The organism is Kineococcus gurbantunggutensis (genome assembly GCF_050871925.1).
GTDB lineage: Bacteria > Actinomycetota > Actinomycetes > Actinomycetales > Kineococcaceae > Kineococcus.
The window spans coordinates 65834-81070 of sequence record NZ_JBJLSG010000002.1 but is presented as its reverse complement, the minus strand read 5'-3'; the positions used below and the strand labels follow the sequence as shown (position 1 = coordinate 81070).

Annotated in this window: 13 protein-coding genes; 8 read left to right on the top strand and 5 right to left on the bottom strand. The window is 72.4% G+C overall.

From position 1 onward, the window contains the following. On the bottom strand, positions 1–1133 hold a 1133-nt coding region (locus ACRYR7_RS00710), incomplete at its 3' end, for a diguanylate cyclase domain-containing protein (protein ID WP_432570145.1). A gap of 9 nt (positions 1134–1142) precedes the next feature. On the opposite strand from ACRYR7_RS00710, the gene ACRYR7_RS00705 reads away from it, so the two are divergent. The 6 genes from ACRYR7_RS00705 to ACRYR7_RS00680 all read left to right on the top strand — a co-directional run bounded on the left by ACRYR7_RS00705 (position 1143) and on the right by ACRYR7_RS00680 (position 9859). After that, positions 1143–1355, top strand: coding sequence for a hypothetical protein (locus ACRYR7_RS00705; protein ID WP_432570144.1), 213 nt, complete (start codon positions 1143–1145; stop codon positions 1353–1355). Between the two features lie 771 nt (positions 1356–2126). Next, on the top strand, positions 2127–3137 hold the full coding sequence (locus tag ACRYR7_RS00700) for a helix-turn-helix transcriptional regulator (protein ID WP_432570143.1): 1011 nt from the start codon (positions 2127–2129) through the stop codon (positions 3135–3137). 8 nt (positions 3138–3145) lie between these two features. Next, complete coding sequence (locus ACRYR7_RS00695) at positions 3146–4132, top strand: sulfurtransferase (protein WP_432570142.1); 987 nt, start codon at positions 3146–3148, stop codon at positions 4130–4132. A gap of 323 nt (positions 4133–4455) precedes the next feature. Then, complete coding sequence (locus ACRYR7_RS00690) at positions 4456–7098, top strand: glycoside hydrolase family 3 C-terminal domain-containing protein (protein WP_432570141.1); 2643 nt, start codon at positions 4456–4458, stop codon at positions 7096–7098. Positions 7099–7449: 351 nt separating this feature from the next. Continuing rightward, positions 7450–8850 (top strand): glycosyl hydrolase, encoded by a 1401-nt coding sequence (locus ACRYR7_RS00685; RefSeq protein WP_432570140.1) that lies wholly within the window; start codon positions 7450–7452, stop codon positions 8848–8850. Between the two features lie 445 nt (positions 8851–9295). Beyond that, on the top strand, positions 9296–9859 hold the full coding sequence (locus ACRYR7_RS00680; RefSeq protein WP_432570139.1) for a GNAT family N-acetyltransferase: 564 nt from the start codon (positions 9296–9298) through the stop codon (positions 9857–9859). 307 nt (positions 9860–10166) lie between these two features. Here ACRYR7_RS00680 and ACRYR7_RS00675 read toward each other — a convergent pair whose 3' ends face one another. Genes ACRYR7_RS00675 through ACRYR7_RS00665 form a run of 3 tightly spaced genes read right to left on the bottom strand, consistent with a single transcriptional unit; the run spans position 10167 to position 12419 of the window. Beyond that, the gene (locus ACRYR7_RS00675; protein WP_432570138.1) at positions 10167–10409 is read right to left on the bottom strand and encodes a hypothetical protein; all 243 of its coding nucleotides are present in this window, start codon (positions 10407–10409) and stop codon (positions 10167–10169) included. Between the two features lie 19 nt (positions 10410–10428). After that, complete coding sequence (locus ACRYR7_RS00670; protein WP_432570137.1) at positions 10429–11484, bottom strand: cupin domain-containing protein; 1056 nt, start codon at positions 11482–11484, stop codon at positions 10429–10431. After that, positions 11481–12419 carry an alpha/beta hydrolase fold domain-containing protein gene (locus tag ACRYR7_RS00665; RefSeq protein ID WP_432570136.1) on the bottom strand — a complete coding sequence of 313 codons (939 nt, stop codon included), beginning with the start codon at positions 12417–12419 and terminating at the stop codon, positions 11481–11483. Before ACRYR7_RS00665 ends, ACRYR7_RS00670 begins: the two co-directional genes overlap by 4 nt. A gap of 835 nt (positions 12420–13254) precedes the next feature. Here ACRYR7_RS00665 and ACRYR7_RS00660 point away from each other — a divergent pair. Next, positions 13255–13452 carry a hypothetical protein gene (locus ACRYR7_RS00660; protein WP_432570135.1) on the top strand — a complete coding sequence of 66 codons (198 nt, stop codon included), beginning with the start codon at positions 13255–13257 and terminating at the stop codon, positions 13450–13452. A 450-nt stretch (positions 13453–13902) separates the two neighbouring features. Here the strand turns inward: ACRYR7_RS00660 and ACRYR7_RS00655 are convergent, their stop codons facing one another. Beyond that, the gene (locus ACRYR7_RS00655; RefSeq protein WP_432570134.1) at positions 13903–14544 is read right to left on the bottom strand and encodes a helix-turn-helix domain-containing protein; all 642 of its coding nucleotides are present in this window, start codon (positions 14542–14544) and stop codon (positions 13903–13905) included. 142 nt (positions 14545–14686) lie between these two features. Between ACRYR7_RS00655 and ACRYR7_RS00650 the strand changes: the two genes are divergently transcribed. Next, positions 14687–15202, top strand: a complete 516-nt coding sequence (locus tag ACRYR7_RS00650) for a VOC family protein (protein WP_432570133.1) — start codon at positions 14687–14689, stop codon at positions 15200–15202. Positions 15203–15237 lie beyond the last annotated feature (35 nt).

The window sequence follows — 15237 nt, the reverse complement described above, 5'->3', positions numbered from 1 at the left end:
GCGTGGTCGTGCGTGACCACCCTGGCCCGCCCGGCCGCCTTGGCCGCGTACATCGCCGTGTCCGCCTCATGCAGCAGGGTCTCGGCGCTGAGGCCCTGGGCGCTCAGGACGGTGGCACCGGTGCTGCCGACGGTCGTGGCGCCAGGGGTCGTGGCGCCGGGGGTCGTCGCGCCGGGGGTCGTGGCGCCGGGGGTCGTGGTGGCCACCGCCACCCCGATGCTGGCCGAGATGAGCACATCGACGCCCTGCACGCGCACCGGCTTGGCCAGCACCGCGCGCAGGCGCGAGGTGATCAGGCCCAGGGTGCGGTGCAGGCCCTCGGCGTCCTGCGGCAGGTCCTCGCACAGCAGCACGAACTCGTCCCCGGCCAGGCGCGCCAGGGTGTCCCCGGCGCGCAAGGTGGTGCCCATCCGGGCGCTGAGCTCGATGAGGACCTCATCGCCCGCGCCGTGGCCGAAGGTGTCGTTGACGTCCTTGAAGCGGTCCAGGTCGATGAACATCAGCGCCACCAGCGCGCGCCGGCGCCGCGCGGTGCCCAAGGCGTGCTCGATGCGGTCGAAGAGCAGGGCGCGGTTGGGCAGCCCGGTCAGCTGATCGTGCAGCGAGCGGTGCTCCAGCTCCCGGTTCGCGGCCGCAGCCGCGTCGCGATCGTGCGCCATGACCAGGTAGGAGACGGCCACGTCGGCCAGCAGGCGCGCCGCGGCCACGCTCTGCTGCTCCCAGGGCGCACCGGTGCGCCGGTACAGGTCCAGCGATCCCCACGAGCGCCCCCGGCTGCGCAGCGGCACCGCCAGCACCGCCTGCAGCTGCGCTTCCAGAGCGGCGGCCACGAAGGCGCCCCAGCGCCCGCGGTGCTCGCGCAGGTCGGGGATCGCCACGACCTCACCGGTCTCGATGGCCTGCCGGCACGGGCCCTTGCGCAGGGCGTCCTGCAGCTGCTCCACGGCCAGCGTGGCCTGGTCGGCGTGCACGAAGCGGGCCCGGCGGCGATGGCCGTCCTCGTCGAGGATGCCCATCACCCCCACCCCGTCCACCTGCAGCACCTCGGCGGTGGCCGTGCACAGCTCGCGCAGCATGTCGTCCACGGCGAAGTCACCGGTGGCCGCGCGCGCCAGCCGCGCCAGGGCCTGCACCAGTTTGGCGTGATCAAGCTTGGCGTGATCGACGTCACCGTGGTCGACCCCGTCGCCGAGCGCACCGTGATCCACCCGGTCCCGCCCGCCCGCGTCCTGCCCGCCCGCGTCCTGCCCGGTCGTCGTGTGTTCCAGCACGTGCTCGTCCTGTCCGCGGCTCGACGACCCGCGCACCACGACCCGGCGCACCACGACCTGCCCGCGCCGGCCAGGCACCGCTGACGCGGTGGGCGAGGCGCAGATCGCACGGGTGTTCCTGGAACGCGCCGCACGGAACACGCCGCACGGAACGCGCCACGTGGTGCGAGTAGATCCGGGGTGGTGGGCGGAGGTGGCGATCGTTGGAGAGCCGCTGCCCTTCTCGCGTCGTGGAAGACGTCCACCGGGAACGGCGCCCCCCTGTTTGGAGACGCTCGACGAGCTCACGGCTGCTCGTCACTGTACGGCTCACAGCGGCACGCTGAGTCACCTTCAGCGATGAAACGCGCAAGGGCGTCGCAGGGCAGCGCCCTGATCGCCAGCGCCTGCGCCTCCCCGCGCGCAGCGCCTCACCCGGTCCTCACCCGTGTCCCCGCGCCACCACCACGTGATCACCACCGCGCGATCACCACCACGTGATCGCCGGACCCGCACCACGAGGGCTCCGTCGACGCCCACCTGCACGAGCGAACGTCGATGAACTCTGCGTATCGCGGTCCTCGCTCAAAGCGACATCGGGCCCGCGGACCGGACCGCCCAGCACTGCACCGGCACTGACGTCCTTGCCCCTTCGCCGGGCGCACGGAGCCCGGGAGTGCTTGGCTGATGCAGTGATGGCGCGGTCACGCACCGCACCACCGCAACCGCACCACCACGACCGCAGCACCGCCGCGGATCGCGCGGTGGGGGCGGAACTGCTTCGAGCAACGGGGCGGGCACGTCGGTGACCGAGCAGCACCGTTTCACGCCCCTCACGCCCTCCCCGGCCCCCGGGGAGCACGGAGGTGCTGCAGCGTGAACGAGGAACCGGTGCACGAGCACGGCATCGTGCTGGCAGGGCTGCCGGCGCTGTACACCTCGTCCCTGGCAGCGGCGCTGCACGCAGCCGCGATCGGCCCGGTGCTCGACCTCAGCGGCTCAGCGCTCGATTCCGCGTACGGCTCAGCGACCCCCAAAGTGATGATCACCGCCCGCGCGCCGGAGGGCACCACCAGCCCCAGCACGTCCAGCGCGACCCCCACCAAGACGTCCTCGCCCACCACGACCTCCAGCACCGGAACCCCCACCACCGGGAACCCCACCACCGGGACGCCGGCTGAGCACGCGGCAGCGCGATCACCACACGGCGTGACACGCCCCGCGCTGGTGCAGGTGGTCCCCGCCCTCACACCGCAGAGCGTGCTCAGCGCCCTGGCGCACGGGGCGGTGGCGGTGCTGGACCTGAACACCCCCGTCGAGCTCGCCGTGCAGGTGGTGCGAGCCGCCGCCGAGGGGTGGGCACTGCTGCCGGCACCGGTGCTGCACGCCCTGGCCCAGGGCACCACGAACACGAGCGCCGACACGGCTGCACCAACCTCAGCACCAGCACGATCAGCAAGTCCGGCACCGGTGCCGGAGTTGGTACCGGTGCCGGAGTTGGTACCGGTGCCGGATCCGGAGCTGGTGGTCACGGCAGGCACGAGGCAGGGGCCCCCACCCGTCAGCCCCGTAGAGCGCACCTGGTTGCGGGCCCTGGGTTCGGGCACGAGCGTGGCGCAGCTGGCGCGGGAGGCGGGCTCCGGCGAAGCGGAGGTGTACCGCTCGCTGGGAAGGCTGTACCAGCGCCTGGGAGCGGCCAACCGCACCGAGGCGCTGCTGCGCGCACAGCGCTGGGGGCTGCTGGACGCTGAAGCAGTGCACGACGAAGCCATGGACGACGAAGCCATGGACGACGAAGCCATGGACGACGTCGTGGACGGCGAAGCAGCACACGAGCACCGACCGGGCGAGGAAGCAGCGCACGACGAGAAGCAGCGGAACGGGTAGCAGCGATGGTGCACCACGCGCAACACCGGCACAGCCAGCACGACGGGCACGACGGGCACGAGCAGCACGACGGGCACGACGGGCACGGCACGAGGCGCTGGCCGCCCACCTGGCCGCGCCCGGCCGCCCTGCCGACCCAGCCCCTGGTGGACACGGCCTGGCTGCACCAGCACCGCGGTGCCGTGGTCCTGCTGCAGGTCGATGACGACTCCAGCGCCTACTACCAGCGCCACCTGCCCACCGCGCGCCCGATCGACACCTTCGACGAGCTGCACCAGCACGTGCACCGCGGACCGGTGCACCGAGCCGGCTTCGAGCAGCTCATGGACGCCAAGGGCGTGCGCCGTGACGACCACGTGGTGCTGTACTCCGCCGGCGACCCCACCCACGCCGCCTTCGCGTTCTGGCTGATGCGCCTGTACGGGCACCCCCGCCTGAGCCTGCTGGACGGGGGCCTGCGCGCCTGGGCCGCGGCCGGGCACCCCCTCAGCGATCAGGTCCCCACCTGGCCCGGCCCGCACCAGGTGCCCGCCTACACCGCCGACGAGCGCGACGCCTCCCTGATCATCGGCCGCGAGGAGGTCCTCACCCGCTACGTCGACGCCCCCGCCCCGGCGCTGGTGCTGGACTGCCGCACCCCCGGGGAGTACCGCGGCAGCGAGCACCACCAGCTGGACGTGGCCGCCGAGCAGCACCGCGTGCCCGGTCACGTCCCCGGCTCGCGCAACCTGCCCTCGGCCCTGGTGCTGAACCCCGACGGCACCTTCAAGGCGCGCAGCGAACTGCTGGCGCTCTTCGCCTCCCGCGGCCTGGCAGCGGACTCGCAGGTCGTGCTGTACTGCCGCCTGGCCGAGCGCAGCTCGCTGCTGTGGTTCGCCCTGGCCGAGCTGGTGGGCCACCCCGGCGCCCGGCACTACGTGGGCGGGTGGGCGGAGTACGGCAGCCTGATCGACGCCCCCGTCACCCGCGGGGAAACCTCCGTCGACCACGCATGAGCAGCGCCGGCACCCCGGCACCTCGGCACCCAGGCACCCAGGCACCCCGCGTCAGCGATCGCCCACGAGCACGGAACGCCCACGACGACACGACTCACGCCCGTCGTCGGCCCCAGCCAGCGCGCGCGAAGACACCGCGGGTTCCACGGAGCGGGAATCCCATCACGCGCAGTAGCAGTTCTGGCACAGCCTGCTGAGATCGCGCTCGCAAGGGCGTACTCGTCGACAGTACGGCGCAGCAAGACCTGCGATTCGTCGTGGGTCAGCCTGTGGATCGTGCATGCTGGTGCAGCCCTCAACCACTGATCCCTGGAGAGAACTCCGTGCTCAACCGCAAGGCCCGCCGCTCCACGCGCGCCGGGCTCGCCGTCGCCGCGCTGGCCACCACCTTGATCGCCACGCCGCTGCAGGCCGCCTCGGCCGCCCCCGCCTTCGCGTGGATGAACACCCGCCTGAACGCGGACGAGCGCGCCTCCCTGGTCCTGGCGCAGATGACGCTGGATCAGAAGACGGACCTGCTCATCCAGACCGGCGGTCCCGGCGTGCCCGAGCTGGGCATCCCCGCCATCCGCGGGCGCGACGCCTCCAACGGGCTGACCACCGCCGGGGTGCCCACCACCGCGCTGCCCGACGGGCTGGCGCTGGCCTCCTCCTTCAACGACGAGCTGGCCCGCCAGTACGGGGCGGTGGCCGGTGCCGAGACGCGCGCCACCGGGTACAACTCCGCTGCCGCCCCCACCATCGACCTGGCCCGCTCGCCGTGGAACGGCCGGCAGTGGGAGGGAACCGGCGAGGACCCCCTGCTCAGCGGGCGCCTGGGCAGCGCGCAGGTGCAGGGCATCCAGTCCCAGCAGGTGCAGGCCGAGGTCAAGCACTACAACGTCTACAACCAGGAGACCCGCCGCGGTCACGTGGACTCCCAGCTGGACGAGCGCACCTTCCAGGAGGTGTACACCCGCCCCTGGGAGAAGGTCGTCACCGAGTCCGACCCCGCCTCGGTGATGTGCTCCTTCAACAGGATCAACACCGTGTACGGCTGCAGCAGCGGCACGCTGCTCAACGACGTCCTCAAGGGCCAGCTGGGCTTCAAGGGGTACGTCTCCACCGACTTCAACGCCGCGCACTCCTTCGCCGACTACGCCGCCGGGCTGGACACCTCCGGGGAGACGCTGGAGTTCTCCGGCGACAACCTGCAGCGGGCTGTTCTCGACGGGCGCGTCAGCGCCCAGCGCGTGGACGACGCCGCCCGCCGGGTGCTGCGCGCGATGTTCGCCACCGGCGTCATCGACAACCCCCCGGCCGGCTCGCTGACCAACCCGCAGCCGGCCTCCAAGCCCATCGCCGCGGCCGTGCTGGCCAAGAACGACCAGGTCGCCACCACCAGCGGTCAGCAGGGCACCGTGCTGCTGAAGAACGAGCGCTCCCAGCTGCCGCTGAGCACCTCCACGGCCAGGTCCATCGCCGTGATCGGCTCCGACGCCGACCACTACATCACCGGCGGCGGCAGCGCCGCGGTGCGCGAGCCCGCGCAGCTGACCACCGTCCTGGACGGCATCACCGCCCGCGCCGGCTCCGGCGTGAGCGTCAAGCACGCCAAGGGCACCGATGCGGTCTCCAACGCTGACACCCTGCCCGGCCCGGCTCCGGTGCCCTCCAGCGTCCTGAGCGGGGTGACCGGGCAGTACCGCCTGGGCGCGGGCAACTTCTCCTCCCCGGCGTTCATCTCCCGCCCCGAGGCGCAGATCAACCTGCGCACCGGCCTGGCCAACGACGTCATCAACACCTCCCAGGTCCCCGGCCTAGGCTTCCCGCTGGTGACCACCCCGATGACCGGTCGCTGGACCGGAACGCTGACCGCACCGGCCGCCGGCACCTACGGGTTGTCGATCTCGCACCTGGGCAGCGCCAAGCTGTACCTGGACGACAAGCTCGTCATCGACGACGCCGGTCGCACCTACGGCACCCAGAGCACGAACCTCACCCTGAGCGCGGGGCAGAAGGTGCAGGTGCGCATCGACTACAGCACCGATGCGCCCGGGCAGTTCGACGGCTCCCTGAACGACCAGCCCGGCGCCATGCTGCGCTTCGGCTGGACCCCGCCGGCCGGCACCCTCTCCCCCGCGATCCAGGAAGCGGTGGAGCTGGCCAAGAAGTCCGACGTGGCCGTCGTGGTGGCCAGGGACTACTCCGGTGAGGCCGCCGACCGCGGCGACCTGTCCCTGCCGCAGGACCAGGACCGCCTCATCGCCGCCGTCGCCGCGGCCAACCCGCGCACCGTGGTCGTCCTGGCCACCTCCGGCGCGGTCACCATGCCGTGGCTGGACAAGGTCCCGGCCGTGATCGAGGCCTGGTACGGCGGGCAGCAGCAGGGCAAAACCCTCGCCTCGGTCCTCTTCGGCGACGTGAACCCCTCCGGCAAGCTGCCGGTCACCTTCCCCGCCGACGAGCAGCAGCCGGTGGCCATCGGGGTGCGCAACACCTTCAGCGACGTGGCCACCCTCAACCCCGTCACCGCCTACACCGACGGCATCGACATCGGCTACCGCGGCTACGCCAAGAAGAACCTGACCCCGCTGTTCCCCTTCGGCCACGGCCTCTCCTACACCACCTTCGGCTACGACAAGGTCCAGACCAAGGACTTCAAGACCAAGGACCCCTCCAAGCCCGCCCAGGTCAAGCTGCACCTGACCAACACCGGAAAGACCAGCGGCACCGAGGTCGTGCAGGTCTACGTCGGCAAGCTGCCCACCGGCGTGGACACCCCCGCCAAGGCACTGGCCGGCTACGCGCGCGTCAGCCTCGAGCCGGGCAAGAAGAAGAACGTCACCATCGACCTGGACACCCGCTCCCTGCAGTACTGGGACGCCGCCACCGACTCCTGGGTCACCCCCAAGGGCAAGGTCCCGGTCTACGTGGGCACCTCCGCCAGCGACATCCGCCTCACCGGCGTGCTGGACGTGATGTGAGCACCCGCTCATGTACTCCCCACAGCGCGTGAATCCACGCGGGAAATCACACCGACAGCGGCACCGAGGAGTGCACCGCGCTCCTCGTGCCGTGCGGGTGTGAATACGTGAGCACGTGAGAACCTGAGAGGTTCGCCTCGCGCAGCGGCAGGGCCACCGCCGAACGGGCGGTGGCCCTGCCGTCACGTGCACCCCGACCTCGACGTGCACGTCCCAGCGCACCACCCGGTGCAGCGCGCGGTGCACCCGGACGGCTCGGGGCACCCGGACGGCTCGGGCGCGCTCGGGGCGGCTGCCCGCGGCACCAGGAACGGCACCAGGAGCGAAACCGACGACGTGGGAGGATGAGGCGTGAACCCGGACGTGCGCAGGCGCGGCGTGCTCGCCGCGCTGGCCATCGGCGCGAGCCCGCTGCTGCTCAGCGGCCCGACGCCGCAGGTGCCGCGGCGCGCGCGCCGCACGGGCGCCGGCGCGGTGCGCTCCGCCAAGAAGGGGGTCGCTGCCGCCGGTGGGGGCTCCAGCCCCTCCCAGCTGCGCGAGCTGGGCACCAGCTGGTACTACGACTGGTCCGACGGCGCCGCCAGCAGCGCCGAGCACGAGTACGTGCCCATGCTGTGGGGCTCCAGCGAAGCCGCCGACGGCACCCGCATCGCCACGTTGACCCGCGGGGCACAGCAGGGCCGCTACAGCCACCTGCTGGCCTTCAACGAGCCGGACAAGCCCGATCAGTCCAACGTCAGCCCCGAGCAGGCCCTGCAGCTGTGGCCGGCCCTGCAGTCCACCGGCCTGCGCCTGGGCAGCCCCGCACCGGCGAACTACTGGGGCGGCTGGCTGGACACCTTCATGGACGGCGCACTGCAGCGCGGGTACCGGGTGGACTTCCTCGCGCTGCACTACTACCCCGACTTCACCGACCCCAGCGCCGTGGAGGGCCTGCGCGCCATGGTCCAGGACGCCTGGGACAAGTGGAGGCGACCGGTGTGGATCACCGAGATCGGTGCGATCGACATCTCGGCGTGGGGCCTGGGCCCGTTGCGCTCGGCCCCCAGCCACGCCCTGGCCGACGACTTCGCGCGCCGGGCCACCACCGCGTTGCAGCAGACGGATGCGGTGGAGCGCTACGCGTGGTTCATCGCCGACTCCCAGGACCCCAGCTGCCGCTTCAGCACCTTGTACGGACCCGACGGTGAGCTGACCAGTCACGGGCTGACCTACGCCGCCGCCGGGGCCGGCGCAACGGGCGGGGACGAGGAAGCCCTCGATCCCCGCGCAGGCTCCTTCCGCCCGCTCGAGCCCAGCGGTGCGCGGGCGCTGCACGCCACCGACGACGCCTACGCGAACGACGCCTACGCGAACGACGCCTACGCGAACGACGCCACCTGGGTGGTCAGCACACCGGCCTCGTGGTCGGGCACCGCTCAGCGCTGGTCGATCACTCCGGTCGGTGCGGGCACCTACCACATCGCCAGCGCCAGCCGACCCGGTGCGCTGCTGCAGGCCACCGCCTCCACGCGCCCGGGTGCCGCGCACGTGCACGAGGTGGTGCTCACCCCCGCCTCGTGGGGCTCGGCGGAGCAGTTGTGGCGCATCACCGGCGCCGGGCAGGACCGGTACACCCTGCTCAACGTCGCGCACGACCTGGTGCTGAGCAGCACCGAGGAGCCCTACGGAACCGCCGGAGCCTGGCGGGTCGTCGCCGTCCCATTCGTGCCGGACGGCTCCAGCACCGCCTGGCGCTTGAGCCCACCCTGACGGCTCTGAGCACCGCGCAGGCCAAGACGCGCTGCGAGCTCTTCGGTGGTCGTCTGGACCCTGCTCGCAGCTGGGCGGGCGCAGTCACTGAGCTCCTGCCTGCAACGGCTTGACCATCACGTCCGGTGACGACTGATCGTGACCCAGTCAACTGGGCCACGATCATCATGATCAATGGCCGGGACACCGATCAGGACGACCGGCACCCCGGCCGATCAACGCCCGCGAGCACCGCGCGCTCATCTCGGCCGGGCTCCATCCCCACGCCGAAAAGCGGGTGCGAGACACAGCGCACCGGACGCAGGATGCCCTTCGTGCTGCGAACCCCGCCGACGTCACGACAGCGACCACCGGGTGCCCCGGCACCGCCCTGCCCGGCCGGCACGCGCGGGGAGCCGGCAGCGCAACCCGTCCACGCAGGAACCCGCCCCACCACGGCAGCGCGGTGAGGCAGCATCAGGTCAGCCACCGCCCCGAGCAGCCCGGCGACCGGCCCGCCGTGCGCAAGCTGCACCTGCGCACCTTCGGCGAGCACGGACGGGCCGTGGCCGACCTGGCCGAGGACCTGCGCGCCCACGTGGACGCCGGCCACGGGCTCTCCCTGCTCGCCGAGACGGACGACGGTGTCGTCGGCCACGTCGTGCTCACGCACGCGCTGCTCGACGCACCGCGCCGCCTGGTCAGCGTGCGCGTGCTCAGCCCGCTGGCCGTGCTGCCCACGGTGCAGCGCCGTGGCATCGGGCGGGCCCTGGTGGCAGCCGTGCTGCAGCACGAGAGCACGCGGGCCGTACCTCTGGTGTTCCTCGAGGGCGATCCCGGCTACTACGCGCGCCTGGGCTTCCAGCCCGGCGGTGCGCACGGCTTCCGCAGGCCCTCCCTGCGCATCCCTCAGGCCGCCTTCCAGGTCTTCCTGCTGCCCTCGCACGAACCGTGGATGACGGGCACGCTCATCTACCCCGAGGTGTTCTGGCGCCACGACGCCGTCGGTCTTCGCACCCCCGGCACCTGAGGCCCACCCCGCGCACCGGGCCTCGTCCCGCGAGGTCCCCTCGGGGCGCCGACGTCGCGCGATCGCGAACCCAGGCTTTGACACGACAACCAGTCGCCTGCCGGCCAGGACGCAGCTGAGCGCGGTCACCCCGCCGGCGGGGGCGCCGCCGCGCGCAGCGAGGACCCCGCCACCCTCACCCCAGGATCGCTCCACCACGCACGGCGTCCAGGCACGGCGGGCAGCGCGCAGCGCACACGGTGACCTGCGGATCCTCAGCGATGACCCGCCGCGCGACCTGCAGCACGCCCGCAGCCGGGTGGGTGCGTCATGCGCTCGCACCCACGATGCGGTACGCCTGCAGGCGGGCCAGGTGCGCGCCCAGCTGCTCGAGGCCCTGCGAGCATCCCTCCACGGCCACCATCGCCACCTGATCGTCCACCGCGGCCCAGCGCCGCAACGGCACGCGTGGCGCCAGGGCATCGGCGTGGTGCAGCAGCATCGCGCGCGCCAGGCCCACCCCGGCCGGCACCACCGGTCCCTCGCGCTCGGTCACGGGTGCGGTGCTCACCGCTTCCCTGCACCGTCGCTCAGCTCTGCGGCGGGGGTCCCATCACCTCGACGTCCAGTTCCGCTCTGGCGCGCGCGAAGCCGTCAGCGGGGAACCACGGTTCACCGGAGTCGTCGAAGGTGCGTTCCGTCGTGGGTGCGTTCATGTACTCGAAGAACGGTTCGAAGACGTCGGTGGTGAGCAACCCCAGCATCTGCGTGTCCGCTCCCTCGAACCGGAACGAGTGGATGGTTCCGGCCGGAGCGTGCAGGAAGTCGCCACGGGTCAGCAGGAGCTGGGTGCCGTTGGCCTCCAGGCGCACCCGGCCGTCCAGGCACAGGAAGTTCTCCGTGTGCTGGTGGTGGCGGTGCCGCGGGATCCACGGCGAACGGGTGCCCCGGGTGTGCACCGCGAAGTAGCTCGCGTCGGTGTCGCGCCCGCGCGCCAGGTAGGAGTTCACCTGCGCGTGGCTCGCCCAGCGCTCGCCGTCGGCGGCCCGCACAATGGCGCGGTGCCCGTTCTGCGCGGTGTCGGTGACGTCGACGACCTCGGGGGCGCGATGGCCGGCTGGGACCGGCGCGAGGTCGGCACCGCTGATGGCGCAGGCCTCGCGCCACACGGCGGGCGGGATCGCCTCGGCTTCGGAGCGGTGAACGCGCGCCGACGTCAGCGTTCCCGCTGCGACCAGCAGGCCCTGGCGAACGCCGCGGGTGCTGTAGGCCAGGAAGCGGTTGGTGTGGGCGAGCAGCTCCCAGCCGAAGGCGCTGCCTGGACGCACGCGCAGACTGTCGCCCGCGGTCAGGCGGTGTCGTGCACCGTCGAGGGTGACCTCGACGACCCCGTCGAGGAGGTGGACGAAGAGGTGCTCGCCGGCGCGGGTCGCCGGTACCGACGATCCGCGCGGGCCGCTGATCCAGGCGGCGGCGAACGCACCCCCGCTGTCGGCCGGCCGGGTGATCTCTGTGATCAGCATGCCGCCGAGGATCGTGCGGCGCCCCTCGCCGGCGGCGAGGGCGTAGGGCACCGCCTCGCCGGGCAGATCGTCGATGACCAGGGGCAGTGTGGAGATCGTCTCGACGCAGGCCACGGTCTTCACGCGGTTGTTCTCCTCTCGGACCGGGCGGACCCGGCTTGCTTCAGGGTGAGGTCGAAGAAGGAGCGGATGGTGTCGAAGGAGGCGTGCGGGTGGTGGGCGGCGAAGGCGCGCATCTCCTGCCCGCAAGCCCGCACCACGGCTGGCGCATGAGGCTCGGCCGCCAGGCGACCGACGTCCAGCGGGTGGTCGGGGCCGAGTTCGTGCACCTGGCCCGGGTTGAGGAAGCCGTGGCCGAAGCCTTTCACGAGGTAGTGCAGCGCCGGGGCACCGACTGCGCGCAGCGCCTGGAACAACCGCTCGCTGTGGGCGGGGTCGACGAGCTCGTCATCAGCGCCGTGCAGGATGCAGGTGGGTGGAGCCCCGGAGTGGGCCCGGCGCGCCGGGCTGGCGTCGCTGGCCGCCTCGGGCAGCGACTTAAGCGCCCCTCCCAGCAGGTCGGCTTCGGGTTGCCCCGCAACGCTGTCGGCGTTGAGGCCGGCGAGGTCCGCGGGCCCGTAGCCGTCGACCACGGCCTGGACGCTGGTGTCGCCCCCGGGTTCTCCTTGCACGTACTGCTCGATGTGCCCGGTCAGTGCGGCCAGCGCGGCCAGGTGCCCACCGGCGGAGGAGCCCCACAGCCCGATCCGGCCGGCGTCGATGCCGTAGTCGTCGGCGTGGTCGCGCAGGTAGCGCAGGCCCGCCCGCACGTCGAGCAGTTGCGCAGGGTGCGTGGCGTGGGGGGTCAGCCGGTAGTCGATGCTCACCGAGACGTAACCGGCGCAGGCGAAGCAGTCGCGAAGGTCGGGCCGGGCGCGGCGGTCCTGCATCCGCCAAGCGCCACCGTGCAGCCAGATCACAGCGGGGAGCCGTTCACCACCGGCTGGGCGTACGAGATCCAGCAACAGACCGTCGGCGAAGGGGATGTCGAGGTGCTGCTCAAAGTCGAGTGAGGCCACCGAGTCACTCCTGTAGCGATCGGCAAGGCCCGGGTCTGTCGTGCGCAGCGGAGGAAGCGCCGGCGCGCGACTGTAAAGCCCTGAGAACCGATCGCCACCACCTTAACCCACGTGGGCACCGCGCCCGTCCCCACTCCAGGACGAGGACGTGGGTGCGACAGCGGTGGTCATGTTGGTTGATGCGCGCACAGGCTGCCGATGTGCGGGCCTGCTCGATGGACCTGCGTCGGCCAGTGCTGGCGGCGCTGGATGAGGGCGTCCCGCGCGCCGAAGTGGTGCACACCTCCTCGATCTGCATGCCGACGCCGCAGCGGTACGTGCGTGCTCGGCGTGAGCTCGGCAGTGTGGCTCCTCACCGCCAGCGGCACTGGCCGCTGGCGGTGAGGAGACCGGCGGTGGCCGCACGGCTTCCACAACACTTGGCACACGGGGCAGACGCCACGCTGGCCGAGCACGCTGCGGCGTTCTTCGGACGGACTGGTCACCGGGTCTCACCTGCCACGGTGCGCCGGGCCATCGCCTGCTTGCCGGGCCGGTGGTCCTTGAAGCAAAGTCCCCGGTAGCCGCTGAACGCGACGAGGCCGCCCGCGCCCGCTGGCGGCGCAGAGCTCAGCGTTGGCCGGCACACCCGTTGGTCTTCGTCGGTGGAACCGGCACCATCACAGCCACCACCACCGACGTGTTCGAGGCGTCCGCGATCCCTGATGCAGCCAGATCTTGATCCCGACGCTGACTTCCGGGCAGATCGTGGTGCTCGAGGGCGTCGGAGCCTACAGGAGCGATCGCATCCGTCAGGTGGTCGAGGCTGTCGGCTGTCGGCTGTCGGCTGGAATTCTTGCCGGCCTACTCCCCGGACCTGGACCCGATCGAGGAGGCGTTCAGCGAGTTCGAAGCTCACCCGCGTCGAGCTCAAGCACGTGCTCGCCGGCACCTCGATGCCGCCATCGTCGAGGCTGTGGACTCGATCACCGCCTTCGATGCTTGTGGCTGGTTCGCCCGTGCCGGTTACCGCACCGGCTATCAACCAACATGACTGCCGCGGTGAGAGGTGGCAGGTGCGGGGCGCTGACGCGGGAGTCCTGACGCTGGCGCCGCCCGGGATCGCCGACCAGGACATGCACTCCTTCGTGGGCAAGATCGCGATCTTCGGTCAGAGCGAGCTCCCCACGGAGGGCGGCGAACGAGGTCGTTCCGTGCACGTCAGCGACACCCCAGGTCAGGAGCACCGCTTCACCGCGCGATCTCGATGCGAGGCACCTCGAGCAGTCCCGAGCGATCCCGAGGTGATTAGCGAGCCGGCAGGCTCGCGATCGCGGTCGGCGAGGACCTGTACGGCGCGGACCGGCTCAGGACCGGAGAAGCGTTGCGGCTCACCGGGCCACCGGGCCACCGGGCCACCGGGCCACCGGGCCACCGGGCCACGAGCGCAGACCTTCTCGTCCGCGGGATCGTCGCCGGGCCACCCGTCGGTGCCGCGACCCGCTCAGCCGCTGGTGCGCAGCGCCTGCAGCAGCGCCCGCAGCGCCTGCCACGCCTGCTCCACGCCCTGGTCCGGGTCCGGCCGGCTGGCCGCCCAGGAGGCCGCCTCGTCCATCGCACCGGAGAGTACCGCGGTAACCGCCCCCGCCTCCCCCCCTGAGCCACCACCGGCACCGGCACCCGGGCCCGCACCGGGCAACCGCCCGGCTTGCAGCAGCTCGCGCACCCCCTCGTGCAGCAGCCGCCGGGAGTACCGCGCGTCCAGCTCGCGCCAGCGCGCCCAGCCCAGCACCGCCGGCGCCTCCACCAGCAGCACCCGGCGCACCCCCACCGCCGTGCTGGCCACCAGGTACGCCCGGCACCCGGCCACCAGCTGCCCGAAGGCGTCCTGCCCGCCGGCTTCCGCGGCCTGCGCGGCGTCCTGCACCGCCTGGGCGACCTGGGCCTGCACCTGCTCCAGCACCGCCTCGAACAACCCCGCCCGGCTGGTGAAGTGGTGGTACACCGCCCCGCGGGTCACACCCGCGGCCGCGGCCACCTCCTCCAGCGCCACCCCGGCGTACCCGCGCTCGCCGTACAGGCGCTGCGCGGCGCCCAGCACCGCCGCGGCCGTGGCCTGGCTCTGCGCCCTGCTCGTGCGTGCCACCGACCCGCCTCCCCCGCTGCCCTGCCGAACCGCCTCGCCGCAGGTCCGCGGCCGACGACCATTTACATACAGACTGTCTGTATGCCAGCGTAGCAGCACCACCCCCTCCACCGACCCTCCTCGACCTCCCCGGGAGATCGCCGTGCGCCTGAGCAGCGCCTACCCCGTCATCCTCAGCACCGACGTCGCCGCCGCCGCGCGCTTCTGGCGCACCCACTTCGGCTTCAGCACCACCTTCGAGGTCGACTGGTACGTCAGCCTGCGCCACCAGCAGGACCACCAAGACCAGCAGGACCCGCAGAACCCGCAGAACCCGCAGCAGTGGGAACTGGGCATCGTCGCCGCCGAGCACGACACCGTCCCGACCACCCACCGCCGCCCCACCGGCGCCCTGCTGATCAACCTCGAGGTCGACGACGTCGACGAGCAGTACCGCCGCCTGGTCCTGGACGGTCCCCTGACCGCGGTGCTGCCCCTGCGCTCGGAGCCCTTCGGGCAGCGGCACTTCATCGTCCCCGCCCCCGATGGGGTCCTGGTGGACGTCATCACCCCCATCGCACCCGACCCGACCTACGCCTCCGCCGTCGTCCCCGCCGTGACCCCCGCCGCCGTGATGACCCCCACCGCGCCCACCAGCACGACAGCCGGCAACACCTGAGCAGCACAACCCACGGTCAGCCAGCAGCGCACCAC